This window comes from Pseudomonas sp. 008 (genome assembly GCF_016861935.1).
In the GTDB taxonomy this organism is placed as follows: domain Bacteria; phylum Pseudomonadota; class Gammaproteobacteria; order Pseudomonadales; family Pseudomonadaceae; genus Aquipseudomonas.
Genome location: NZ_BOMA01000002.1, coordinates 243,238 through 269,702 on the forward strand (window position 1 = coordinate 243,238; position 26,465 = coordinate 269,702).

Here is a 26,465-nt window from a genome sequence, read left to right on the forward strand (position 1 = left end):
TGGCTCATACCGTAAAGACCGGCACAGAATTGCACCAACGGTCCTTGTACTCACGGTCGGTTCGACCAAAGGAAAACCGCAGGGGTTTATCCAACGCGCGGGCATGTTCCCAGGCGCTTTGGGTGTTGAGGAAGCTCAGTACGCTGCCAGGGCTGAATTCGCGGGTCTCGGGATCGACACCGCCGTTGACGTATTCGACGCTGATCCATTCCGGCGCCTCGACGCGGTACACCAGTTGAGTCGCAATCGGTGCGTCGTTGAGGAAAATCACCGAGCCGATCAGCAACTCGCGCAACAACTCGATCACCTCGCCCATACGCTCGGCACCGGTGGCCGGAAAGCCCCAGCGACGCTGGAACAGGTCGCAATAGATCGCCGCCAGTTCACTGCTGGAAAACTCGGTAACCGGCCGCACCACGCCGCCCGCCTCTTCCAGCAGACGCAACTCGCGGCGCTGGTTGTAGCGAAACTTTTTCGACAATTCTTCAGGCGTACGGGCCAGCGCCAGTTGTTCTGTCTGCAGCTTGATACCGGTAAAACGACCTTCGCTCAGCGCCGACAGGTAACGCCCCCGATGGCGCAGCGGTGCCTGGGCATCGGTGGCGGCCGGCAGAATCAGTTCGGCATTGCCGAGGTCGAACAGGCCTTTTTTACCCGTGCGCTTGAGCACGTCCTTGGACAGCGCCAGGTCGCGCCCCCAGGTCGGGATGGCGGCTTTCACTTCGCCGTCCTGCTCCCAAGCCAGGTAACGCACCGGGATGTCGGCCAACTGTGCCAGACGTTCGACCACCAGAGGATGAGTCGCGACGCTGCCGCCAAAACGCTGCCAGGTTTGTGCATAAGTCGAGGCGTCGACCTGCACCCAGCCACGCTCGCGCCAGCCTTGAAATCGGTTGAGCATCAGCCCCTCGGTGCCAGTTCGGTAACGTGCGGCAAATGCCAGAAAGCATCGCGCACCGCGCGATCGGAGAAGCGCTCACGCAAGCGGTCGAACATCAGCTCGGCGCACTGCCGGCGTTGCTGCTCGTCCATCGCGGCCAGATGTTGCAGCCCTTGAGCCAAGTGCCCGGCATCGCCCAGCGGAAATAGAATGCCCACACCTTCGACCACTTCCCTGGCGCCACCACACGCGGTGGCGAGCAGCGGCACACCGGCGGCCATGGCCTCCAGCAATACCATGCCGAACGGTTCATGATCGGAACTCAAGGCAAACACATCGAAAGCGCGGAAGTAGCGACGCGCCTCGGGCACCTGGCCGAGGAACAGCACGCGATCGCCGATACCCAGTTCACGCGCCAGGGCCTTGAGGTCCTGCTCCAGCCGACCGCTGCCCAGAATCACCAGCTGACTGTTGGCCGGCAACCCCGGCAATGCGCTGGCAAAACCATGCAACAACGTAGTCTGATCCTTGTCCGGATGCAGGCGCCCGACGTTGCCGACAATCCAGGCATCCATCGACAGACCGAGGGTTTCCCGGGCCTCGCGAACCGACACTTGGCTGGCCTGCAACGCCTGCACATCAATCCGGTTATAGAGCGTCTGAATCCGCTCGACCGGCCATTTCGGCAAGCAACGGCGCATGTCGTCACGCACCGCGTCGGAGACGCCGAGCAGGCTCAGGCGTTTGCGGAAAATATGCGCGAACAGCTTGCGGGTGCGGCGCTGGTAATCACCAAACGCGTGATGCACGCCAATCACCGGCAACGAGGTGCCGAGCAGGGCGATGTAGATCGGTTTGAAACGATGAGCGATGCAGAAACTGAAGTTGCGCGATGCGGCGATCTTGCGCAGATCGCCGATGGCGCCCAGCTTCAGGCCACGAATGGCCTTGGAGCTGTACTCCATGAACAGCACCTCGTCGGACGCACAGTTCGCGGCGACTTGGCTATCTGCAGCCCCGGTCAGGAACACCGTGGTCACGCGATAACCGGTCCCCGCGAACAGGCTGGCGTACTGCCGGGCGCAGTCCAGAAACGGCCCGTCATAGCCGTGACAGAACTGCAGCACATGGCGTTCAGCCGAGCGAGTCATAAGCGTCCGCGCCTTCTTTGACCACCAGAATGTCTTCCATGATCAGGTACTGCAGGTCGGAACCGAAGAACATGTTCAAGGCGTCAGTCGGCGAGCAGATCATCGGCTCGCCACGACGGTTGAGCGAAGTGTTCAGCGACACACCGTTGCCGGTCAGTACTTCCAACGCCTTCATCATGTCGTAGTAGCGCGGGTTGTATTCGCGCTTGAGCACCTGGGCCCGGGACGTGCCGTCTTCATGGACGACTTCCGGCACGCGGGTTTTCCACTCTTCAGCCACTTCGAAGGTGAAGGTCATGAACGGTGCCGGGTGATCGATCTTGATCATTTGCGGCGCAACGGTGTCGAGCATCGACGGGCAGAAAGGCCTCCAGCGCTCGCGGAACTTGATCTGATGGTTGATACGGTCCGCCACGCCGGCCACGCTCGGGCAGCCAATGATCGAACGACCGCCCAAGGCACGCGGACCGAACTCCATGCGGCCCTGGAACCAGGCCACCGGGTTGCCATCGACCATGATTTTGGCGATCTGCTCCGGCATGTTGTCGAGCTTGCGCCACTTTGGCTTGTCGGCGTGACGGGCGCAGGCCGCGATCACGTCTTCATTGCTGTAGGACGGGCCGAGGTAGACGTGCTCCATCTTCTCGACCGGTACACCACGAGCATGAGACACGTAAGCGGCCGCACCCACCGCGGTACCGGCATCGCCGGACGCAGGCTGGACGAACAATTCTTTGATGTCGTCGCGGGCGATGATTTTCTGGTTCAGCTTGACGTTCAACGCACAACCACCGGCGAAGGCCAGCTTGCCGGTTTCCTTGAGCACATCGCCCAGGTAATGGTCGATCATCTGCAACGCCAGTTTCTCGAACAGCGCTTGCATGCTGGCGGCGTAGTGAATGTACGGCTCGTCGGCGATGTCGCCTTCACGTTTCGGACCCAGCCACTCGATCAGCTTCGGCGAGAAGTAGAAACCCTTGCCCTTCTCTTTATAACGACGCAGGCCGATGACGTTGGCGTAGTCGGTGTTGATCACCAGCTCGCCGTTCTCGAACGAGGCCAGACGGGAAAAATCGTATTTGCTGGCGTCGCCGTACGGCGCCATGCCCATGACCTTGAACTCACCGTCGAGCATTTCGAAGCCGAGGAACTCGGTGATCGTGCCGTACAGGCCGCCGAGGGAGTCCGGATCGAAGAATTCCTTGATCTTGTGGATCTTGCCGTTTTCGCCATAACCGAAGAAAGTCGTGGCGTACTCGCCCTTGCCGTCGATCCCCAGGATCGCGGTTTTCTCTTTGAAACCGGAGCAGTGGTAGGCGCTGGAGGCGTGGGCCAAGTGGTGCTCGACCGGCTCGATCTTGATCTTTTTCGGATCGAAACCCAATTGCTCGAGGCACCAGACAATCTTGTTGCGATAGCGCTTGTAGCGACGGTTACCCATCAGGATCGCATCGAGGGCGCGGTCCGGGGCGTACCAGTAGCGCTTGGCGTAGTGCCAGCGAGCCTTGCCGAACAGGCTGATCGGTGCGAATGGAATCGCCACCACGTCAACGTCGGATGGCTTGATGCCAGCCTGCTCGAGGCAGAATTTCGCCGATTCGTAAGGCATGCGGTTCTTTGCATGTTTATCACGCACGAAACGCTCTTCTTCAGCCGCCGCGACCAGCTTGCCGTCGATGTACAAGGCTGCGGAAGGATCATGGCTAAGGGCGCCGGACAGGCCAAGAATCGTCAATGCCACAGGGGTCTAGCCTCTTTAGTCTGCATGCAGGCGCAACGCGCCTCAAAAATTAATGTGCCCTCGCAAGGGGCGAGAGACAGCTAAAGGGCGGGATTATAGCGTAAACGTGGCGGGAATGACCCTGCCCTTATCGGTGCCGTGAAGATGACGTCGAGCCCAAGCGTTCGCCTTTGCTCATCCGCGACCCGGCCGCCAGTAAATCCTGATATTTCCGTCGGCAGCCTGCCGGTAAATCGTATAGGGCAAGAAAACCGTGTCGAATACACCCGAAAGGGTCAAGTCCAGCAATACGAACGGCACCAGAATACCCGTGGGATCGGGTGGCGCATGGAGGAGACAAAAGTCGTGAGCCAGACCGCTGTAGATGCGAGGAATGGACTGACAGTAGGTCTTTTGCTTTCTGAGGCCACGGGCGGCCTCTTCGTCATCCTGCAGCACCGTGACAGCGGTCCCGCAGCCAGACAGCGCCAGTGAAAAAGAGCTCAACATCACAGCCATTTTTATCGTCAAAATCTGCCCTCCGAGAACGTCAGGCAAACTAGCATCGTGGCTATTCAGGGCACAGTTCATGGGCTCTGCAGATCATGTAGGACAATTCACAAGAACTTGTCCGCCAGATCTCGGGAGACTGATCTGACCCCATCGCGGGCAAGCCCGCGATGGGGTCGAAGACCCGATTCAAGCAGCGCTAGAGATATCTTTGGGCAGACGCTGATCAATCACTTGGTACAGCGCACTGCTCTCGGGCCAGTTGCGCATGAACCGCGCCCGATCCCGCGCATACGCGGGGGCAAAGCTGCTGAGCGAACCATGCTGACACATCGAATCCAGATCGATCAGTGCCCAGCGATCCTGCTGCCAGAACAGGTTATGGCCCTTGAAGTCGCCATGGCTGATCCGCTCGCCGATCAGTTCGGCGAACAGGTGATCCAGAGCCCGTAACTCGGCTTCCGGCGCGTCCCCGCTCTCAACGTACGGCGCGAAGCGCTCGATGATGTCCGGCCCCGGCAAATACTCGGTCACCAGGTACGCCCGGCTGCGCAGCCAGAGAAAACGCTTCTCCAGCAACGCCAATGGTTTTGGCGTGGCAATACCGAGGAACGCCAGGCGATTGCCTTCGCGCCATGAGTGCCAGGCGCGGCTCGGGCGCCAGAAACGCTTGAGCCAGTGAGTAAAGCCTTTGATGTTGTAACGCTTGACCACCAGTGTGCGCCCGGCCACCTCGACCTTGCCGACGCTCGCCGCGCCGCCGGTCTTGTACAGATGCCCCTGATCGAGCAAGGCGTCGGCCTGTGCCAGCACCGGCAGCATCGCGGCCTCTTCCTCACGGCGAATCGCCCGTAAGCCGAACGCACCACGCTGGACGCTGAACAGCGTGCATTCGCGGCCGACCTTGATCAGAAAGTCCTTCAAACGCCAGCGACGGACCTTGTCGATCTGTTTTTGCAACGCCTCCATCGGCAACGCGTGTTCGCCGTTACTCAGCAGGTAATACACCAGCAACTCTTCGGTGAAGGGTTCCAGCACTTTGGGCAACTGGGCGAAAAACACCCCGAGGTTTTCCAGGACTTTCTGTTGCGACAGTGGCTTGCCCGCCGTTTCGACGCAGATCCCGGCGCCATCGATCAAATACAACTGACCGCCATGGCGCAGCAGGTTGTCCAGGTGCAGGTCTTCCTGCCATAGGCCTTTGCTGTGCAGTTGGCCGATGGCGCCCAACGCCTCAGCCAGCACCGCGGATTGTTCATCCGCCAATGCGGGCAAGTGTTCGACCTGCTTCCAGGCATCCCCCAGGCTCTCGGCACCCTCAAGGAAATCGAACAACAGCCAACCGCCCTCGCCATCCTTGAGGCCATCGGCCAATAACAACGGCGTGGTCAGCCCCTGAGCGGCCAGCAAACGCACGCCGTCCAGTTCACGTTGAAAATGCCGCGCCGCTTTGCCACCGACCAACAACTTGGCCAGCACCGGCCGGCCGCGCCAGACGCCAGCACCCACATAACGCTGCCCCGGCAATACCCGCAGCAGACTCAGCAGCTGCAAATCGGCAGGCCCCGCGGCATCGGCCAGTGGAATGCTCAGCGGCAGGCTCGGGCTGCGGCCGGCGTTTTTCAGTTCGGACAAACGCATCAACGCGTCTCCTTGTTACTGCGCCGCGCACTCAGGCGCGATACCCAGCGGTCCACCCGCGAACTGTTCAGCGACTGATCCAGATAAACCGCCAACAATTCGCGCAGCTGGCTGTCGCTCCATTCCGGCGCCCGACGCAGCAACGGCTCCAGGTCCTTGACCCGATCACGCCGGCCGAAAAACAGCGGCCGGGTTTTTTCCAGGTCGATCAATTGCGCCTGATAGCCGTCGCCGGTGGCCTGAAGAAAAATGTGCTTGGGGTAGAAGCAACCGTGGACCTGGCGCCTGCCGTGCAGGCGTCGCGCCAGTTGCCCACAGGCCTTGAGAATGGCCGAGTGCTGTATCGCGCTCAGCTCCGACCAGCGCTGCAACAGCGAATCCAGATCATCCCAACCGTCCAGCGCGTGAGTCAGCAGAATCGCCCGAACTTCACCGTCGACCTTGCGCTCACCAAAAAACGCCGCCTGCAGCGCCGGAATACCCAGCGCCCGATAACGACTTATGTTGCGAAACTCACGGGCAAAACTCGGCTCGCCAAAGGGCGAATGCCGGGAGCGCGTCAGGTAGTTGCTCTGGCGCTTGAGGTAGTAGCCATGACCGTCCAGATCCAGCCGAAACACACTGCTCCAGCCACCCCGGCCGGTGTTGGGCTCGTCCACCGCGTCGAGCTGTTTGGCCCAAAGTGCGTCGAAGGTGCCGAGACCATGACGCTCGAACAGCGCACGGTCTTCAGCAGCCAGAAAATCAGTCATTCGCGTCCCTCAAAAAATCTCACCACGTGCCGAATGCGTTTCTTGTCCGCGGCGTCGAGCCGGGCGCATTGGCGGTATTGCAGGTAAAAGCGCAGGCGCTGGGTAGCCGACAGGTGATACTTGGCGACCTTGTCGAGGCAGGCCAGGTCTTTGGTGATGCGGTATTTGAGCCAGAAGCCGCGCCAGAAATCGCCGTTGGGGCAATCGATCAGGAACAGCCGGGCCTCATCGTCGACCAACAGGTTGCGCCACTTCAAATCATTATGAGTGAAACGGTTGTCGTGCATGGTCCGGGTGTAACCGGCCAATTGGCGACTGACGGTATCAACCCAGGCGCGGTCCGCCAGTTTCGGATCACGCCGATTAGCCAGGACCGACAAGTCTTCGGTACGCGGCAGTTCGCGGGTGATCATTGCCCCACGGGCGTACGTCACACCGTGCCGCTCCAACCCCCAGGCCACAACCTCTGCGGTGGGAATGCCCCACTTGGCGAAACGCTTGAGGTTCTGCCACTCGGCCTTTACCCGAGGCTTTCCCAGGTAGCGTCGCAGGCCTTTGCCGGCACTGACGTAGCGTTTGACGTAATAGTTGACGCCTTTGCGCTGGACGCGAATAACTTCAGACAGCGGATCATGGGTCAGTCGCTCGCCCTCGAGGGCAAACACCGCATCAAGACTGCCGAAATCTTCTGCCAGATCGCTGTAAGCCGGCTCCAGTGTCCAACCCGACATCAGAGCGCATCCCCGTAGCGCTGTTTACGCTCATAGAGCTTGTTGGCCTTGCCTTCGAGCCACGCCAGTAACCCGGCTTCTTCAACCAGAATCTGGCGCAGAGGTTGTTGGAAGTACCCCTTGAGGAAACGCAGTTTGTCGCGACGGGTCAGGCCGATCTCCAGCGCCGAAAAATACAGCGCCGCCAGGTCCTTGTTGCGCCAGCGCCGGGTAATCGTCGGGCGGGCCTGGGCGCGGTGCAAGTCGATCACCGACAACTTGAGGTCATCGCAGGTCACCGGCTTATCGGTGTGCAGCAGGAAGTGGCAGATGTAGCAGTCGCGATGGTTGACCCCGGCGCGGTGCATCATGCCGGTCATGCGTGCGACTTCGGCGATCAGGGCGCGCTTGAGCTTGGGCTCCGGCGGGTGCTTGACCCAGTCGATGCTGAAATCTTCAAGGCTGACGGTGGGCGCCAATTCTTCAGTGACGATGAACGAATGCTGATCCGCCGGGTTGCTGCCCTTTTCGCCATAAGCGACGGCAGTCATGGTCGGCACGCCGACTTCTTGCAGACGCTCAATGGCCTTCCACTCCTGGCCCGCGCCCAGCACCGGCAGCTTGGCGGTCAGCAGGTTCTTGAAAATCTCACCCCAGCCGATGCCCCGGTGGATCTTCACGAAGTACCCGTGGCCGTCCACTTCAGTTCGCAGTGTCCGGCGCGCTTCGAGCTCGCGGTACACCTCGCCCTTGAGGCCCTCGACTTCGGCGAACGGGTCGCGTCCGGCCCAGAGGCTCTTGAACGGTTCAGCCAGCATCAACTTCATTAAGCGTGCTCCGCCAGAATCACATCGGCCGCGTGCTGCGGCATGCTGTAGAGGTCGGCCGTCTCGGCGAAGGCCAGACCGTTGCGGCTCCAGGCCGCCCGTGCATCAGTGTCGTTCAACATGCCGGTCAGGTACTGAGTCAGTTGCGCCTGATCGAAGGGTTCGTCGAGCACCAGACCCGCGTCGGCCTCGGCGATGTAATGGGCATACCCACACACCGCGCTCACCAACACCGGCAAACCGGCTACCAGGGCTTCAAGCAATACCGTCCCGGTGTTTTCGTTGTACGCCGGGTGGATCAGCAGATCGGCACCGAGCAGGAAGCGCGGGATATCGCTGCGGCCCTTGAGGAATTGCACGTTGTCGCCGAGCCCCAATGTGGCGCTCTGCAATTGGAATACTTTGGGGTCGTCCTGGCCAATTACAAACAGCCGGGTGCGTTTTTTCAGCTCGGCGGGCAGCGCGGCCAGTGCCTTGAGGCTACGGTCCACGCCTTTGGTCTTGAACCCGGAACCGATCTGCACCAGCAGCAGCTCATCGTCCTTCAGGTTGAATTCGGCGCGGAACCCGGCGCGAATTTCATCCGCGTTCGCGGGGCGACGACGGTCTTGGGCAATGCCCGGTGGCAGCAAATGGAAGCGCTCCAGCGGTGTGTCGTAGTGCTTGATGAACAGCGGCTGCTGGACTTCGGAAATCATCAGCACTTCGGTCTTGGCATCTTTGGCGAACACCGCGCGTTCGTACTCAGCGAAGTGCCGGTAGCGGCCCCAGCGACGGTACAGCGAGTTGCGCAGGTTTTGCGCCTTGTCTTCGAAGCAGCCGTCGGCGGCGTAGTAAACGTCCAGGCCCGGCATTTTATTGAAACCAATCAGGCGATCCACCGGGCGCTTGGCCAGATCGGCCTCCATCCATTCGGTGAGTTTCTCGTTGCGCCGATGATTGAAGAACGCCTTGACCGGCGCCACCAACACTTCGAAGCCCGGCGGGATGTCACCTTCCCAGATCAACGTATAGACACGAATTTGATGGCCGCGCTGCTGGCATTCAAGGGCGATGCGCATGAAGTCGCGCTGCAAGCCGCCAAACGGAAAGTACTTGTACAGGACAAATGCCAATTGCATCAGCGCAGCTCCTCAGCCAGTAACAACGTGCTCAGTCGGCTCGCGACACGCTCGGGATTCAGACGCGTGAAGCACAGGGGCCACTCGCGCTTCAGGTCAAACCGACGGGCATCGTCGGCCGTCGGTTGATAGGTGCATTTCTTTTGCAGGCACGGTGCGCAAGGGAAGTCGCTGGCCATGTGAATCTGCGACTTGCCGTAGGCGCCGGTCAGGCCCGGATTGGTCGGGCCGAACAGCGACAGGGTCGGCACGTCCAGCGCCGCAGCCAGGTGACCGAGGCCGGTGTCCACCGCCACGCACGCTTGCGCGCCGGCCAGGACTTTGCCGACACCCGCCAGGTTCAGCCTGGGCAGCACTTCGACGTGTTTCATGTCTTTGGCAATGCGCTCGGCGCGGGCCTTTTCGACCGGATTGCCCCATGGCAGCTTCACCGCCACGCCGAGATACCCCACCCGCTCGGCCAGCTCGCGCCAATAGGCTTCGGGCCAATGCTTGGTGTCCCAGGTGGTGCCGTGGAGAAACACCACGTACGGATTCTTGCGCGGCAACTCCACCAGCCGCTCGACGTTCAGGCCGTAATCACCCAGCCCTTTGGGCAGGTCGTAACCCAGGGCCAACGCGAACAGCTGACGCACTCGTTCAACCGCGTGCTGCCCACGGGCCACGGCCAGACGTCGGGAATAGAAGCGCGCGGCGATCGGTTCACGGGCCGAGTTCTTGTCCAGCCCGGCCACCGGTGCTTTGGCATAGCGCGTCAACAATGCACTTTTCAGCAGGCCCTGCGCATCGATCACCAAGTCGTATTTCGTCGCGCGGACGCTTTGCTTGAAGCGCTTCCACTCGCCACTCTTGAGGGTCTGCCAGATGTTCTTGCGCCAGCGACGAATCGCCACCGGAATCACCTTGCCCACGGCCGGGTGCCAGGTCGGAATCTCGGCGAAACCTTCTTCCACCACCCAGTCGAACTTGATGCCGGGGATCGCCCGCGCCGCATCGGTCAACGCTGGCAACGCGTGAATCACATCGCCCAGCGAAGAAGTCTTGATCAACAGTACCCGCAAACTATTTGACCTCGACCACAGTGCCCAGCAAACGCTGCAAGGCTTCGTTCACCGCTTTGGGCATGAGCTGGCGCAAGCAGTTGTAATGACCGAAACGGCAGGTGCGATCGAAGCACGGACTGCATTCGATGCCCAGGCGCACGATCTCGACATGCTCGGCCAGCGGTGGCGTGAAGCCCGGCGACGTCGAGCCGTATACCGCCACCAACGGGCGGTTCAGCGCGGCAGCCACGTGCATCAGGCCGGAGTCGTTGGAGACCACCGCGTCGGCGCAGGACAGCAAATCGATGGCCTCGGCCAGGGAAGTGCCGCCACTGAGGTTCACCGACTCTTCACGCAGCCCCGGAATCAACCGCCCACGTATGTCTTCGCCCACCGCGTGATCGTTTTTCGAGCCGAACAGCCAGACTTGCCAGCCTTCACGAATCTTCGCCTCGGCGACCTTGGCATAGTGCTCGGACGGCCAGCGCTTGGACTCGCCGAACTCGGCGCCGGGGCACAGCGCCAACACCGGACGGTCAAGAGCCAGGCCGAACTTGGCCAGCGCGCCGTCGCGAGTCACCGGGTCGATCTGCAGGCTCGGCCGTGGATAAGGTTTCGGCAGCTCGATGCCAGGCTCAAAGGCCAGGGCCATGAAGCGCTCGATCATCAATGGATAACGTTCTTTGTCGAGCGTGCGCACGTCATTGAGCAGGCCGTAGCGGAACTCGCCACGCCAGCCAGTGCGTTTCGGCATGCCGGCAAAAAACGGCACCAGGGCCGACTTCAGCGAATTGGGCAGCAGGATAGCCTGGTCGTACTGACCGGCCAGGGATTTACCGATGCGCCGACGCGTCGCCAGCTCCAGAACGCCGTGGCCGAGCGGGAAGCTCAAGGCCTGGCGTACTTCGGGCATGCGCTCGAGGATCGGCCGGCTCCACTCGGGGGCCAGCACGTCGATTTCGCACTGCGGGTGGCGTTGTTTGAGACACTGAAAAAGTGTCTGCGCCATCACCATGTCACCGACCCAACTGGGCCCAACGATCAGAATTTTCATGTGGTTTCCAAAAACGAACCGGGGAGGCATACGCCTCCCCGCCTCGAGAATCCAGCACCTGCGGGGTGAGCCGCCAGGTCATTTGGACGAGCCTGTACAGGCTCGTCAGATCAATTTTTGCACATCCAGTGCGTGCAGCTTAGCCAGTAAATCTCTTGGGCTGACTTGTTAATGTGGCGAGGGGGCTTGCCCCCGCTGGAGTGCGGAGCACTCCCAAAATCTTCAACCACTTACACATATTATCGAGTGTAACGCTTTGCGACTGCTGCGCAGTCGAACGGGGGCAAGCCCCCTCGCCACAGCAAGCTCCCTCGCCACAAAAGCCTGCCACACTCATGTCAGCTTAACCCCAGCTCACGCCAGATCCGCATGACCTGCCGTCGCTCATCCGCGAACTGGTCGCCCGGTATCACACCGGCATCCTTCTGCAAGGCCTCCCGGTGAGCGGCGGAGCGGTAGGCTTTATAGGCCTCACGCAACAGGCTGGCGTCTTCGGCGGGTATCAACCCTTCCTCCTCCAGCCCTTCCAGAATGCGGATATTGTCGGTATAGCGCAGCAATGACGGATGTGTTTCAGACCACGCCAGAGCCGCGTATTGCACCATAAATTCAATATCGACGATACCTCCAGCGTCCTGCTTGAGATCGAACGGCGCCGTGGCCTCGAAGGCATTTGCCGCCGTGCCCGCCGCAGTGCTCTTGCTGCCGAGATTATCGCGCATCTTGGCGCGCATCTCGCTGACCTCCTGGCGCAAGGTCGACAGGTCCCGGGATTTGGCCAATACCGTCGCGCGAACCTTCTCGAATGCCTGGCCGACATCCTGACTACCCACCAGCACCCGCGCCCGCACCAGCGCCTGGTGCTCCCAGGTCCAGGCCTCGTTTTCCTGATACCGGGCAAACGCGCCCAATGAACTCACCAGCAAACCGGAAGCACCGGACGGCCGCAGGCGCATGTCCACTTCATACAATTGACCGGAGTTGGTCTGAGCCGTCAGCAAGTGAATGATCCGCTGCCCGAGCCGGGTAAAGAACTGCGCGCCGTCGATGGGTTTCGGGCCGTCGGTTTCCGCTTGCGGATCCGCGTCATGGATGAACACCAGGTCCAGGTCCGAACTGTGCCCCAATTCCAGGCCGCCGACTTTCCCGTAACCGACAATGATGAATCCAGGGTCGCACACGCTGCCATCGGTGCGCAGCGGTGTACCGTACTTGGCCACCGTCTGGCGCCAGGCCAGGGCCAGCACTTGTTCGAGGATCGCTTCGGCAAGCCAGGTCAGGTAATCGCTGACTTTCATCAACGGCAGGCTACCGGCAATTTCCGAAGCGGCGACACGCAAGCGGTGCGCCAGCTTGAAATGCCGCAGGGCTTCCATTTGTTGTTCGAGGTCGTCTTCGGGAATCCGCGTCAGACGCTCACGCAACTCGGCCGCCAGTTCCGGCGCCAGCGGCGGCTTGAATAGCCGGCCTTCGTTGAGCAATTCGTCGAGCAGCAACGGGAAACGCGTGATCTGTTCAGCAATCCACGGACTCGCCGCGCACAGTGTCAGCAGACGGCGCAGCGCACCGGGGTTTTCGGTCAGCAGCACCAGATAGGCGGAACGCCGCGCCACCGCTTCAACCAGTGGCAGCACGCGCTCCAGCACCAGATCGGGATTGGCGTGCTCCACGGCCTGGGCCAGCAAGCGCGGTATAAAAGCATCGAGGCGTTCCCGTCCCAGGCGCTGCATGGCACGCAATTGCGGACTACTGCGCAGACTGGCCAATGCCTTCAGCGCCTTGGCGGCATCGGCGAAACCGCCCTCTTCGAGTTGGCGGCACGCGGCTTCTTCGTCCTGGGCTTCTTCCCACAGCGGCAGCCATTCCCCGCCGACCACCACTTCGCTCTCGGCGCCCTGCTCTTCATCGGGATCAGCAATCACCTGGCCAAAGTGCCAGGCCACCCGGCCACGCCAGTACATCAGTTGTTCGTGGAATGCCGTCCAGTTGGCAAACCCGAGCATGAAGGCAATGCGCGCCTGATCCTGCGGGCCGTCCGGCAACATCTGGGTCTGGCGGTCGGCAATCGCCTGAATCGCGTGCTCGGTGTAACGCAGGAATTCGTAGCCTTCGCGCAGTTCGCCGACCACCGCCGGCGGCAGATAGCCCTGCCCCTCCAGGGTGCTCAGTACTTTTAATAGAGGACGCTGCTGCAGGCTCAGGTCGCGACCACCGTGAATCAGCTGGAAAGCCTGGGCGATAAACTCGACTTCACGGATGCCGCCGGAGCCAAGCTTGATGTTGTCAGCCATGCCCTTGCGCCGGACTTCCTGCTGGATCAGCTGCTTCATGGTGCGCAGCGCTTCGATGGCCGAGAAGTCCAGGTAACGCCGGTAAACGAACGGCCGCAGCATCTCGAGCAACTGGGCGCCAGCCACTTGATCGCCAGCCACCACCCGCGCCTTGATCATCGCGTAGCGTTCCCAGTCGCGACCCTGATCCTGGTAATACTGTTCCAGCGCATTGAAGCTCAGCACCAGAGCGCCGGACGAACCGTAAGGCCGCAGGCGCATGTCGACGCGGAACACGAAACCGTCGACAGTCATCGGGTCCAGCGCCTTGATCAGACGCTGGCCGAGGCGAATGAAAAATTCCTGGTTATCCAGCGAGCGTTTCACGCCGACGGTTTCGCCGCCCTCGGGATAGGCAAAGATCAGGTCGATGTCCGACGACAGGTTCAGCTCCACCGCGCCGAGCTTGCCCATGCCGAGGATGACCATCTGCTGCGGCTCGCCGCTGCGCCGCCCGGTGGGCACACCGAACTGCTGGCAATGCCGCGAGTACAACCACTGATAGGCCTGATCGATGCTGGCATCGGCCATGTCCGAGAGGTCGCGACAGGTCTGCACCAGATCGGCCTGGCGAGTCAGGTCGCGCCAGATGATCCGCACCTGGTGACGATTACGCTGGCGGCGCAGGGCACGGCCAAGCTGGTCGTCGGTTTCGGCGGCGCTCACCGCCGTGGCGATCTGTGCGCACAACTCGCCCGGGGCAAAGGCTCGATCCAGTTCGCCGGACTGCACCAGTTCCAGCAACATCAAAGGGTCACGCAGACTCTGTTCAATCACAAAGTCGCTGGCAGCGGCGACGCGGGCAAATTGCGCCCAGCGCTCAGGCGTCCAGGCAGACAGGCCATGGTCATCGGGAAGAACCCCGACGGTTGTACGAAACGACTGCTCGGCGCGGGTGACTAACGGCAGGAGCCCATCGGGCAGTTCGGCAAGCGAAGGGAGGCTCATGGTCTATCCTTGATCGGCGTGTGAAGGGCTGCATGTAGTGATTCGTGAAAACACGCTACGTGACTGACTGTCGAACAAAGGTTAGAAATAGCTGAAATTTCTTTATTTTTGGCAGCGATCATCAAGCTTCCACCTTTTTCGATTGGCAAAAGACCAACCTTAACGATTATTCTCACAACGCAGCCGGAGGCCACAAGCCAATCATCTGTAGTTTTACTACTCGTCTATACATTCGAAAGGCTGAAATGCCCGAAGATTTGTAGTAAAACTACACGCCGCCGGAACAACCTATCGGCAATCCAAGAATTTATATCGTCTGCCCACAAGGCCAGTCGCAAACTCAGGCAACCGATTCTGGAAGCCTTTCCGCCCTGGAGCAAGCCATGCAAGACCTCGATCCCGTCGAAACCCAGGAATGGCTGGACGCCCTGGAATCGGTTCTCGACAAAGAAGGCGAAGACCGTGCTCACTATCTGATGACCCGTATGGGCGAACTCGCAACCCGTAGCGGTTCGCAATTGCCTTACGCCATCACCACGCCATACCGCAACACCATTCCCGTTACCCACGAAGCACGCATGCCTGGCGACCTGTTCATGGAACGCCGCATTCGCTCGCTGGTACGCTGGAACGCGATGGCCATGGTGATGCGCACGAACCTGAAAGATTCTGACCTGGGCGGTCACATCTCCAGCTTCGCCTCCAGCGCGACCCTGTACGACATCGGCTTCAACTATTTCTTCCAGGCCCCGACCGACGAACACGGCGGCGACCTGATCTACTTCCAGGGCCACACCTCGCCAGGCGTTTACGCCCGTGCGTTCATGGAAGGCCGCATCACCGAAGACCAGATGAACAACTTCCGCCAGGAAGTCGACGGTCAGGGCCTGTCGTCCTACCCTCACCCTTGGCTGATGCCTGACTTCTGGCAGTTCCCGACCGTATCCATGGGTCTGGGCCCGATCCAGGCGATCTACCAGGCACGCTTCATGAAGTACCTGGAACACCGTGGTTTCATCCAGCCAGGCAAACAGAAAGTCTGGTGCTTCCTGGGCGACGGCGAGTGCGACGAACCGGAATCCCTGGGCGCGATCTCCCTGGCCGGCCGCGAAAAGCTGGACAACCTGATCTTCGTCATCAACTGCAACCTGCAGCGCCTCGACGGCCCGGTTCGCGGCAACGGCAAGATCATCCAGGAACTCGAAGGCGTGTTCCGCGGTGCTCAGTGGAACGTGACCAAAGTCATCTGGGGCCGCTTCTGGGACCCACTGCTGGCCAAGGACGTCGACGGCATCCTGCAACGCCGCATGGACGAAGTCATCGACGGCGAGTACCAGAACTACAAAGCCAAAGACGGCGCGTTCGTGCGTGAACACTTCTTCAACTCGCCAGAACTCAAGGCGATGGTTGCCGATCTGTCCGACGACGAGATCTGGAAGCTCAACCGTGGCGGTCACGACCCGTACAAGGTCTACGCGGCATACCACGAAGCGGTCAACCACAAGGAACAACCGACTGTCATCCTGGCCAAGACCATCAAAGGTTATGGCACCGGTGCTGGCGAAGCGAAAAACACTGCGCACAACACCAAGAAAGTCGATGTCGACAGCCTGAAGTTGTTCCGCGATCGTTTCGACATTCCGGTCAAGGACGAAGAGTTGGAGAACCTGCCGTTCTTCAAACCGGAAGAAGGCAGCGCCGAAGCCCGCTACCTGGCCGAACGCCGTACCGCACTGGGCGGTTTCGTTCCTCAGCGTCGCGCCAAAAGCTTCAACATCCCTACCCCTCCACTGGACACCCTCAAGGCGATCCTGGACGGCTCGGGCGACCGTGAAATTTCCACCACCATGGCCTTCGTGCGGATCCTCGCGCAACTGGTCAAAGACAAGGAAATCGGCCCGCGCATCGTACCGATCATCCCGGACGAAGCCCGTACCTTTGGTATGGAAGGCATGTTCCGTCAGTTGGGCATCTACTCCTCCGTCGGCCAGCTCTACGAGCCAGTCGATAAAGACCAGGTGATGTTCTACAAGGAAGACCAGAAGGGCCAGATCCTCGAAGAAGGCATCAACGAAGCGGGCGCCATGAGCTCCTTCATCGCTGCCGGTACTTCGTACTCCAGCCACAACCAGCCGATGCTGCCGTTCTACATCTTCTACTCGATGTTCGGCTTCCAGCGTATTGGCGACCTGGCCTGGGCCGCTGGCGACAGCCGTACCCGTGGCTTCCTGATCGGCGGCACCGCCGGCCGTACCACCCTGAACGGTGAAGGCCTGCAACACGAAGACGGTCACAGCCACCTGCTGGCCGCGACCATCCCGAACTGCCGCACCTACGATCCAACCTACGGCTACGAGCTGGCGGTGATCATTCAGGACGGCATGAAGAAGATGACCGAAGAGCAACAGGACGTCTTCTACTACATCACCGTAATGAACGAGTCCTACCAGCAGCCAGCCATGCCGGCCGGTGCCGAAGAAGGCATCAAGAAAGGCATGTACCTGCTCGAGGAAGACACCCGCGAAGCGGCGCACCACGTTCAGCTGATGGGCTCCGGCACCATCCTGCGTGAAGTCCGTGAAGCGGCGAAGATCCTGCGTGAAGAGTTCAACGTCGGCGCCGACGTGTGGAGCGTTACCAGCTTCAACGAACTGCGTCGCGATGGCCTGGCCGTTGAACGCACTAACCGTCTGCACCCTGGCCAGAAGCCTAAGCTGAGCTACGTCGAAGAGTGCCTGAACGGCCGTAAAGGTCCGGTCATTGCCTCTACCGACTACATGAAGCTGTTCGCTGAACAAATTCGTCAGTGGGTCCCGTCCAAGGAATTCAAAGTCCTGGGCACCGATGGTTTCGGCCGCAGTGACAGCCGCAAGAAGCTGCGTCACTTCTTCGAAGTAGACCGTCATTTCGTGGTGTTGGCAGCCCTGGAAGCCTTGGCTGACCGTGGTGACATCGAACCTAAAGTGGTGGCTGAGGCCATCGCCAAGTTCGGCATCAACCCGGAAAAACGCAACCCACTGGACTGCTGAGGAGACACTCTGTGAGCGAACTCATTCGCGTACCTGACATCGGCAGCGGTGAAGGTGAAGTAATTGAACTGTTTGTGAAGGTCGGCGACCGTATCGAAGCCGATCAGAGCATCCTGACGCTGGAATCGGACAAGGCGAGCATGGAAGTGCCTGCGCCTAAGGCCGGCATTATCAAGAGCCTGAAAGTGAAGCTGGGCGATCGCCTGAAAGAAGGCGACGAACTGCTGGAACTGGAAGTCGAAGGTGCCGTTGCGCCAGCCCCTGCGGCTGCTGCGCCAGCTGCCAAAGCTGAAGCCAAACCGGCTGCCGCACCTGCGCCGGCGGCGCCTGCTGCCGCGCCGACTGCTGCCAGCATCCAGCAAGTGCACGTGCCGGACATCGGTTCGTCGGGCAAGGCCCAGATCATCGAGATCCAGGTCAAGGTCGGCGACACCGTCGAGGCTGATCAGTCGCTGATCACCCTGGAATCCGACAAGGCCAGCATGGAAATCCCTTCGCCCGCCGCTGGCGTGGTCAAGGCCATCAGCGTCAAGCTCAACGACGAAGTCGGCACGGGTGATCTGATTCTGGATCTGGAAGTGGCGGGTGCTGCGGCCCCTGCTGCTGCCGCTCCTGCCCAGGCTGCTGCGCCTGCTGCCGCTGCTCCGGCGCCAGCCGCCGCGGCTCCGGCTGCACCGGTTGCCGACAGCGTTCAGGACATTCACGTCCCGGACATCGGTTCGGCTGGCAAGGCCAAGATCATCGAAGTACTGGTCAAGGCTGGCGACACTGTTGCCGCCGACCAGTCGCTGATCACCCTGGAATCCGACAAGGCGAGCATGGAAATCCCATCGCCTGCCGCTGGCGTGGTGGAAAGCATTTCCATCAAGCTGGATGACGAAGTCGGTACCGGCGACCTGATCCTGAAGCTGAAAGTCAAAGGCGCGGCACCTGCTGCAGCCCCGGCTCCGGCTGCCGCTGCTGCGCCGAGTGCTCCAGCGCCTGCCGCTGCTGCTCCGGCTGCCGCCGCTCCTGCTGCTGCCCCGGCTGCTGCTCCTGCCAAGCCTGGCGCGAAAGTTCACGCCGGCCCTGCCGTGCGTCAACTGGCCCGCGAGTTTGGCGTCGAGCTGAGCGCTGTCGGCGCCAGCGGTCCGCACGGTCGCATCCTGAAGGAAGACGTTCAGGTTTACGTCAAGGCCATGATGCAGAAGGCCAAGGAAGCTCCGGCCGCTGCAGCTGGCGCAACCGGCGGCGCGGGCATCCCGCCGATTCCGGTCGTGGACTTCAGCCGCTTCGGCGAAATCGAAGAAGTGCCGATGACACGCCTGATGCAGGTCGGCGCTGCCAACCTGCATCGCAGCTGGTTGAACGTGCCGCACGTGACGCAATTCGACTCGGCGGATATCACCGAGCTGGAAGCGTTCCGTAACGCCCAGAAAGCCGTTGCAGAGAAGGCCGGCGTCAAGCTGACCATCCTGCCGCTGCTGCTCAAGTCCTGCGCGCACCTGCTCAAGGAACTGCCGGATTTCAACAGCTCGCTGGCACCAAGCGGCAAAGCGATCATCCGCAAGAAATACGTAAACATCGGTTTCGCCGTCGACACCCCGGATGGCCTGCTGGTACCGGTCATCAAGAACGTCGACCAGAAGAGCCTCCTGCAACTGGCCGCCGAAGCTGCTTCCCTGGCTGAGAAAGCCCGGACCAAGAAGCTTTCGTCGGACGAGATGCAAGGCGCCTGCTTCACCATTTCCAGCCTCGGCCACATTGGCGGCACCGGCTTCACGCCGATCGTCAACGCGCCGGAAGTGGCGATCCTCGGTGTTTCCAAGGCAACCATCCAGCCAGTCTGGGACGGCAAAGCCTTCCAGCCGAAACTGATGCTGCCGCTGTCGCTGTCCTACGATCACCGTGTGATCAACGGCGCCGCTGCTGCACGCTTCACCAAGCGTCTGAGCGACCTGCTGGCGGACATCCGCACCATCCTGCTGTAACACCGACTGGCCCTCCCCTGGCGGAGGGCCAATCGCGTTCCACGTTTTCCGAGCGCCACGCTCGTACCTCAACCCCGTCGATTTGGCGGGGCTTTTTTTGCCCTGAAGAAAGCCCTCCGCGTTTCAGCATCCTATGTAGCAGCTGTCGAGCCCCAGCGAGGCTGCGTTCGGCTGCGTAGCAGTCGTGAATCCGGCTGACGCGGTGAGCCTGATGCACTGCAATTTCTGGTTTGACGACTGCTACGCAGCCGAACGCAGCCTCGCAAGCTCGACAGCTGCTACGGGATTGCCCCTTTTCGTGCCTTATTCCTACATCTAAGGCTTACGCCACCTACAACCCCAGTCCACTTCTGCCCGATATTTTTCTCCAGCCAATAACTAGGCTTAGTTCGGGGACTTCTAATAGAAACCTCGATAACTTAATCTGCTTAGTTAGCATTACTTCGAATGGATTCGAACATGTTCAAACCAACTGTTGGCCCAATTATCGGCCACACCACAACTAACCATGCCCGTATTTTTTTGCGCGGTGAATTACAGGACAATGCCTTGGTATTTGCAGGCATCCGTTATCGACGCACCAGTGAGCCATACTGGTCAAAAGGCGTATTTGCAAAACTGTCCGTCTTGCGCGACATGTCCGATGTCATTGCACTCAATGATCTGGCCACCGACACCGACTATGAATACCAGGCAGGCTGGTTCAGCCCCATGAACCCGGTGCATACCGTAGAGACGGTTCAGGAACTGCCGCTGCAATGGCCGCGGGAGATTTACCGCTTTCGCACGCAGTCCAGCAAAACCAGCCAGCCACGGGCCTATGTCGTCGGCTCGTGTCGTTACCTGCGAATGACCGCCGGCATTGCGTCGGCCCCACAGTTGGGCGACCGGATTTTTGCCTCGATCAACAGCCTGGCGGACAGCGCCGAACCGCCCATCAGCGCCATGCTGATGACTGGCGATCAGATTTACGTCGACGACTTGAACCTCGTGGCCCCCGACCGGGAATACAAGGACATTCTCAAAAAATACCGCACAGCCTTTTCCCAGCCTCATATTTCCAAGTTAATGTCAGGCATGCCGACTTACATGATCCTCGACGACCATGAAATAGAAGACAACTGGCCCGCCAACAAAAGTAACGACGATGATTACTTATACAAAAATGCCATTGCAGCATATGAGTTATATCAAGCCAGTCACAGCCCCACGCATGAACTGCTGGCCAATGGGCAAGTAAGTAAAAGACTGGAACAGTATTGGTATCAGTTCTCCGAGGGTGATATCGGGTGGTTTATCACCGACAGTCGAACGCGACGCAATCTGTCGGCCAACGACCGGCGTATCCTTGACGAAGAACAGGAACAGGCGCTGCTCAAATGGCTGATCAATAGCCCGGCCCGAGTCAAATTCGTGGTCACCAGCGTCATGTTCTATCCCGACCGCAAACTAAACGGCGATGACGCCTGGAAAGCCTTCCCGGAGCAACGCCTACGGCTGCTGGAGACGATTCGTACACGCGGTATCAAGAACGTCCTGTTCATTTCCGGCGATGTCCACGGCTCCCTCACCAGTCGCCTGACCCACAGCGAGGCCCCGGATTTTGAAGTTCATACCATCGTGTCCTCACCGCTGTGCAACAGCAAACTGCTGCCGTACGCCAAGGCGTCGACCTTCATTCTCGATCAAGCCCTGGCCCGAACGCCCGAGGGAGATTATCGGCATGAACTGACCAGCGAGGTGATCAGCCAGGACAATTTTGCCCATCTGGTCGTCGAGGCCGAACAGGTTCGCGTCAATTATCACGATCGGGATGGCAAGCCATTGCAGTCGATCAGCATCAAATTGCGTTGACCCTTGAAAAAGATCGCAGCCTTATTGGAGCTGCCGAAGGCTGCGATCTCTTGATTCACAACATTACTTTCGGCGCCTCGTTGAAGAATTCTCCACGTCTGCCGACATATTCTTATAGCACTTGGCCTTCATGTCTCTTGTCAGTCGGTGTCGCAATGATGCAACCTTGCCGCAGGCAACAGTAAAGAGGGCGAGAGCCCGGCGCGATCAGCATATTCGAAGCGAGTTTCCTTCAATGAAAAGCCAACCCGATGCCGCCAGCCGTATGGTGGCCGAGGTAGTGACGCAGTTGCCTGTGCCCTCGCGGCTCGGCATGCTGCGTTTCGAACGGCTGAATGAACCAAGCTGGGCGCTGCTGTTTCTCGATCCCAATTGCGAACGACAGTTCGGCCTGCCGGCGGTGGAGCTTTGTGCTCTGGTCGGCTCGCCCTACGCCAGCCTGATGGAGCCCGAAGCGCGCTATCAACTGCATGACACGATCCAGCAGCAACTCACCGAAAGCCCGCATTACCTGATCCGCTACACCTTGCACACCGCCGCCGGCGTTCTGAGCCTGCTGGAACTGGGCGAAGCCTACAAACAACACAATCGGCACCTGCTGCGCGGCTACCTGATGGTGGTGGACGGCCTGTTCGACGGCGAACCCTTGCTGCCGGCGCTGGATCTGGAAACCCAGAACTCACGCCTGCAAATCGCCCTGGAACTCAATCAACGTGCCCAGCAGGAACAACTGCAGCACCTGGACCGAGTGCGCGCCCAGCAAGACCTGATCCTGCTGCTGACCCGCCAGCGCTATAGCACCAACAATTCCCTGCAAGAAGCCGCCGAACTGATCACCCGCAGCGCCTGCGACATCTATGAAATCGACTGCGCCAGCCTGTGGAACCTCGATGGCTCGCTACTGACACCGATCTCGGCCTATCACCGCGCCACCCGGGGTCGCCAACTGCCAGAGCCGATCGACGCCAGTGGTTTTCCCGATTACCTCGACGCCTTGCACACCGGCCGCGCCATCGACGCCCACAACGCCATGCGTGACCCACGCACCCGGGAAATCGCCGAGCACCTGCGCCCGCGCGACGTCAACGCCATGCTCGACGCCAGCATCCGCGTCGATGGCCAGGTGGTCGGCGTGCTCTGCCTGGAACAGATCGGGGCGACCCGCGCCTGGCAGTCGGACGAAATCGCCTTTGCCGGCGAACTGGCGGATCAATTCGCCCAAGTCATCAATAACCACAACCGCCGCACCGCCACCAGCGCCCTGCACCTGTTCCAGCGTGCAGTGGAGCAAAGCGCCAACGCCTTTCTGCTGGTCAATTGCGACGGCGTGGTGGAGTACGTCAACCCAAGCTTCACCGCGATTACCCAGTACACCACCGAGGAAGTCCACGGCCAGCGGCTGTCGGAACTGCCAGCGCTGGAAAACCTCAGCGAACTGCTGTTCGACGCTCCGTCGGCGCTGGCCAAGAGCAACAGCTGGCAGGGCGAGTTCAAGAGCCGGCGTAAAAACCTCGAACCCTACTGGGGCCAGTTGTCGATTTCCAAGGTCTACGGCGACAACCGTGAGCTGACGCACTACATCGGCATCTACGAAGACATCACCCAGACCAAGCTCGCCCAGCAACGCATCGAGCGCCTGGCTTACACCGATAACCTGACCAACCTCGGCAACCGCCCGGCGTTCATCCGCAACCTCGATGAGCGCTTCGCCCGAGACAGCGATACACCCATCAGCCTGCTGCTGGTGGACATCGACAACTTCAAGCGGATCAACGACAGCCTCGGCCACCAGACCGGCGACAAACTGCTGATCAGCCTGGCGCGGCGCCTGCGCAACAGCCTGAGTTCGAGCGGCAGTCTGGCGCGTTTTGCCAGTAACGAATTCGCGGTACTGCTGGACGACACTGACCTCTCGGCGGGCCAGCAGGTTGCCAATCAATTGCTGGCAACCCTCGACAAACCGATGTTCGTCGACAACCAGTTGATCAGCGTCACCGGCTCCGTGGGCCTGGCCTGCGCGCCGCTGCACGGTCGCGACCCACAGACGCTGATGCGCAACGCCGGCCTGGCGCTGCACAAGGCCAAGGCCAACGGTAAACACCAGGTGCAGGTGTTCACCGAAGCACTGAATGCCGAGGCCAGCTACAAACTGTTCGTCGAAAACAACCTGCGCCGCGCCCTGACCCAGAACGAGCTGGACGTGTTCTACCAGCCCAAGCTGTGCCTGCGCAGCGGTCGCTTGCTGGGCATGGAAGCGCTGTTGCGCTGGAACCATCCGGAAAAAGGCATGATCCGCCCGGACCAGTTCATCAGCGTGGCCGAAGAAACCGGACTGATCATCCCGATCGGCAAATGGATCGCCCGCCAGGCCTGCCGCATGAGCAAAGACCTGACCGCCGCCGGCCTGGGCAACCTGCAAGTGGCGATCAACCTGTCGCCCAAGCAGTTCTCTGACCCGGACCTGGTGGCGTCCATCGCCAACATCCTCAAGGAAGAAGCGCTGCCGGCGAACCTGCTGGAGTTGGAACTGACCGAAGGCCTGCTGCTGGAAGCCACCGAAGACACCCACTTGCAGCTCGATCAGCTCAAGCGTCTGGGCCTGACCTTGGCGATGGACGACTTCGGCACCGGTTACTCGTCGCTCAGTTACTTGAAAAAATTCCCGATCGACATCATCAAGATCGATCGAAGCTTCATCCACGAAATCCCGGACAACCAGGACGACATGGAAATCACCTCCGCCGTGATTGCCATGGCCCACAACCTGAAACTCAAGGTCGTGGCTGAAGGCATCGAGACTGCCGAGCAACTGGCCTTCCTGCGCCGCCACCGCTGCGACGTCGGCCAGGGCTACCTGTTCGACCGACCGATCCCGGGCTCCGAGCTGATCGAAAAGCTCAAACGCTACCCGCGCGGCCCAATCGCCTGACAGCGACGTAACACTCGGGCAAACTGGCAGTCTGTATTTACATCTCAACCTGACTGAGAGGACTGATCATGGTTCTGCGCTCGGAAATTCTGGTGAACAAAAACGTGCTCCCGACTAAAGAACAAGCTCTGCCTGGCCGCGAAACCCCGATCAAGGTTCCGGAGAAACACTTCGTCAACGGCAACCCGCTGCTGGGTCCATTTCCGGGCAACGTAGAATTCGCGATCTTCGGCCTGGGTTGCTTCTGGGGCGCGGAACGCAAATTCTGGCAGCGCGAAGGCGTGTTCAGCACCTCGGTCGGTTACGCCGGCGGCTTCACGCCGAACCCGACCTACGAAGAAGTCTGCTCGGGCCTGACCGGGCACACCGAAGTGGTGCTCGTGGTGTATGAGCCGGAAAAAGTCAGCTATGAACAGCTGCTGAAAATGTTCTGGGAACTGCACAACCCGACCCAGGGCATGCGCCAGGGCAACGACATCGGCACCCAGTACCGCTCGGTGATCTACTGCACCAAACCGGAACAACTGGAAGCGGCGAAGAACAGCGCGAAAGTGTTCCAGGCGGAACTGACCAAGGCTGGCAAAGGCATCATTACCACCGAGATCGACGAAGCCCCGACGTTCTACTACGCCGAGGCGTATCACCAGCAGTACCTGGCCAAAAATCCTGAGGGGTATTGCGGGATTGGCGGTACTGGCGTGACGTGCCCGATCTAACCGCTTAAAGCAAAAGATCGCAGCCTCGTTTCACTCGACAGCTCCTACAGAGAAAAGCATTCCGTTGTAGGAGCTGTCGAGTGAAACGAGGCTGCGATCTTTTGATCTTGCTTGTCGATTGACCCTATTCGGCAATCAACCAATCCATCTGCCAGCCACCCTGGGTCTGCCCCAACTTCTTGGACAACCACGGCAGCAACTCACGCAACTCCTCTTCCAGCCCCCACGGCGGATTGGCAATCGCCAACCCCGAACCATTCAGGCTGTTCGGCGTATCCAGCGGATGCACCAACAACTCCACCCGCAACAACTTAGGCGCACCCGTGCCGGCCAGATCCTGATAGAACCGCCGCAACGCCCGCTGATCCTTCACCGGATACCAGATCGCCGCCACCGTCTGGCGCATCCGGCCAATCGCCTCTTTCAACGACGCGGCACAACGCTGCATCTCATCAAGCTGTTCGAACGGCGGATCGATCAACATCACCGCCCGCTTCTCCGGCACTGGCAGCAGCGCACGCGGCACATGCCAGCCTTCGCCCAGGTGAACCTTCACCCGACGGTCACCCTTCATGTTGTCCTTGAGCAACACACCGTCTTCCGGGTGCTTCTCGTTCAGCAACACGCGATCCTGCGGCCGGGTCAAACGCCGCGCCAACTCCGGCGACCCCGGGTAATAGCGCAACTGGCCATCCGGGTTCATCTCGTGCAACACCTTCATGTAATCGGCGGTCAGCGCTGGCAAATCCGGCTGATCCCACAACCGCGCGATGCCTTCCAGGTACTCACCGGTACGACTGGCCTGATCGCCCTGCAGGTCATACAGACCGATGCCGGCGTGAGTGTCGAGATAGGCAAACGGCTGCTCCTTGCGCGACATCAAGGCGATGAGGCGGGTCAAAGTCAGGTGTTTGAACACATCGGCGTGATTGCCGGCATGGAAGGCGTGACGATAATTCATGGCTGCTCCTGCGAAGGCCGGGAAGTTTACCTTGTACGGGGCAGAACGTCAGGGGTTCGCGGCTGAGCGGGCAAGTACAACCCCAATACCGCGCCAATCCATAAACCCTGTGGCGAGGGGGCTTGCCCCCGTTGGGCTGCAAAGCAGCCCCAAAATATCCAGACCACCCCATAACCTGTGGCGAGGGAGCTTGCTCCCGCTCGACTGCGAAGCAGTCGCCAAACCAAGCCACTCGGTACAGCTGACAAAACGGGATTGCAGGTTTTGGGGCTGCTGCGCAGCCCAACGGGAGCAAGCTCCCTCGCCACAAAAGCCACTC

The 26,465-nt window shown here is 60.4% G+C and carries 18 protein-coding genes; 5 read left to right on the top strand and 13 right to left on the bottom strand.

Translation table 11 applies throughout. The features are described from left to right. Positions 1 to 4: 4 nt before the first annotated feature. From JUI81_RS05725 to glnE, 12 genes are all read right to left on the bottom strand, one after another. The gene (locus JUI81_RS05725; protein WP_019582167.1) at positions 5 to 901 is read right to left on the bottom strand and encodes an antimicrobial resistance protein Mig-14; all 897 of its coding nucleotides are present in this window, start codon (positions 899 to 901) and stop codon (positions 5 to 7) included. Then, positions 901 to 2,031 (bottom strand): glycosyltransferase, encoded by a 1,131-nt coding sequence (locus tag JUI81_RS05730; RefSeq protein WP_028940176.1) that lies wholly within the window; start codon positions 2,029 to 2,031, stop codon positions 901 to 903. Before JUI81_RS05730 ends, JUI81_RS05725 begins: the two co-directional genes overlap by 1 nt. Further along, positions 2,015 to 3,772 carry a carbamoyltransferase gene (locus tag JUI81_RS05735; RefSeq protein ID WP_204123916.1) on the bottom strand — a complete coding sequence of 586 codons (1,758 nt, stop codon included), beginning with the start codon at positions 3,770 to 3,772 and terminating at the stop codon, positions 2,015 to 2,017. The genes JUI81_RS05730 and JUI81_RS05735 overlap by 17 nt, the downstream gene beginning before the upstream one ends. Before the next feature lie 174 nt (positions 3,773 to 3,946). Further along, on the bottom strand, positions 3,947 to 4,282 hold the full coding sequence (locus tag JUI81_RS05740) for a YceK/YidQ family lipoprotein (protein ID WP_081625785.1): 336 nt from the start codon (positions 4,280 to 4,282) through the stop codon (positions 3,947 to 3,949). 168 nt (positions 4,283 to 4,450) lie between these two features. Next, positions 4,451 to 5,902, bottom strand: a complete 1,452-nt coding sequence (locus JUI81_RS05745) for a lipopolysaccharide kinase InaA family protein (RefSeq protein ID WP_019582164.1) — start codon at positions 5,900 to 5,902, stop codon at positions 4,451 to 4,453. Next, positions 5,902 to 6,654 (bottom strand): lipopolysaccharide kinase InaA family protein, encoded by a 753-nt coding sequence (locus JUI81_RS05750; RefSeq protein WP_028940177.1) that lies wholly within the window; start codon positions 6,652 to 6,654, stop codon positions 5,902 to 5,904. The genes JUI81_RS05745 and JUI81_RS05750 overlap by 1 nt, the downstream gene beginning before the upstream one ends. Beyond that, positions 6,651 to 7,385 (bottom strand): lipopolysaccharide kinase InaA family protein, encoded by a 735-nt coding sequence (locus JUI81_RS05755; protein ID WP_019582162.1) that lies wholly within the window; start codon positions 7,383 to 7,385, stop codon positions 6,651 to 6,653. The genes JUI81_RS05750 and JUI81_RS05755 overlap by 4 nt, the downstream gene beginning before the upstream one ends. Next, positions 7,385 to 8,191, bottom strand: coding sequence for a lipopolysaccharide core heptose(I) kinase RfaP (gene rfaP / locus JUI81_RS05760; protein WP_019582161.1), 807 nt, complete (start codon positions 8,189 to 8,191; stop codon positions 7,385 to 7,387). Before rfaP ends, JUI81_RS05755 begins: the two co-directional genes overlap by 1 nt. Beyond that, positions 8,191 to 9,312, bottom strand: coding sequence for a glycosyltransferase family 4 protein (locus JUI81_RS05765; protein WP_018928558.1), 1,122 nt, complete (start codon positions 9,310 to 9,312; stop codon positions 8,191 to 8,193). Before JUI81_RS05765 ends, rfaP begins: the two co-directional genes overlap by 1 nt. Further along, positions 9,312 to 10,373: a lipopolysaccharide heptosyltransferase I gene (waaC, locus tag JUI81_RS05770; protein ID WP_019582160.1), complete on the bottom strand. Its 1,062-nt coding sequence runs from the start codon at positions 10,371 to 10,373 to the stop codon at positions 9,312 to 9,314. The genes JUI81_RS05765 and waaC overlap by 1 nt, the downstream gene beginning before the upstream one ends. 1 nt (position 10,374) lies before the next feature. Beyond that, positions 10,375 to 11,409 (bottom strand): lipopolysaccharide heptosyltransferase II, encoded by a 1,035-nt coding sequence (gene waaF, locus JUI81_RS05775; RefSeq protein WP_204123917.1) that lies wholly within the window; start codon positions 11,407 to 11,409, stop codon positions 10,375 to 10,377. 338 nt (positions 11,410 to 11,747) lie between these two features. Then, on the bottom strand, positions 11,748 to 14,687 hold the full coding sequence (glnE, locus tag JUI81_RS05780) for a bifunctional [glutamate--ammonia ligase]-adenylyl-L-tyrosine phosphorylase/[glutamate--ammonia-ligase] adenylyltransferase (protein ID WP_019582158.1): 2,940 nt from the start codon (positions 14,685 to 14,687) through the stop codon (positions 11,748 to 11,750). Between the two features lie 383 nt (positions 14,688 to 15,070). On the opposite strand from glnE, the gene aceE reads away from it, so the two are divergent. The 5 genes from aceE (at position 15,071) to msrA (ending at position 25,185) form a co-directional block, all read left to right on the top strand. Then, on the top strand, positions 15,071 to 17,716 hold the full coding sequence (aceE, locus tag JUI81_RS05785; protein WP_019582157.1) for a pyruvate dehydrogenase (acetyl-transferring), homodimeric type: 2,646 nt from the start codon (positions 15,071 to 15,073) through the stop codon (positions 17,714 to 17,716). Positions 17,717 to 17,727: 11 nt separating this feature from the next. Continuing rightward, the gene (aceF, locus tag JUI81_RS05790) at positions 17,728 to 19,686 is read left to right on the top strand and encodes a dihydrolipoyllysine-residue acetyltransferase (RefSeq protein WP_028940179.1); all 1,959 of its coding nucleotides are present in this window, start codon (positions 17,728 to 17,730) and stop codon (positions 19,684 to 19,686) included. 459 nt (positions 19,687 to 20,145) lie between these two features. Beyond that, positions 20,146 to 21,540 (top strand): alkaline phosphatase D family protein, encoded by a 1,395-nt coding sequence (locus JUI81_RS05795; RefSeq protein WP_204123918.1) that lies wholly within the window; start codon positions 20,146 to 20,148, stop codon positions 21,538 to 21,540. Between the two features lie 235 nt (positions 21,541 to 21,775). Continuing rightward, on the top strand, positions 21,776 to 24,469 hold the full coding sequence (locus tag JUI81_RS05800) for a bifunctional diguanylate cyclase/phosphodiesterase (protein ID WP_096481327.1): 2,694 nt from the start codon (positions 21,776 to 21,778) through the stop codon (positions 24,467 to 24,469). 68 nt (positions 24,470 to 24,537) lie between these two features. Continuing rightward, positions 24,538 to 25,185: a peptide-methionine (S)-S-oxide reductase MsrA gene (msrA, locus tag JUI81_RS05805; protein WP_018928566.1), complete on the top strand. Its 648-nt coding sequence runs from the start codon at positions 24,538 to 24,540 to the stop codon at positions 25,183 to 25,185. Between the two features lie 124 nt (positions 25,186 to 25,309). Here the strand turns inward: msrA and JUI81_RS05810 are convergent, their stop codons facing one another. Beyond that, positions 25,310 to 26,146 (bottom strand): 23S rRNA (adenine(2030)-N(6))-methyltransferase RlmJ, encoded by an 837-nt coding sequence (locus JUI81_RS05810; RefSeq protein WP_204123919.1) that lies wholly within the window; start codon positions 26,144 to 26,146, stop codon positions 25,310 to 25,312. Between the last annotated feature and the right edge of the window lie 319 nt (positions 26,147 to 26,465).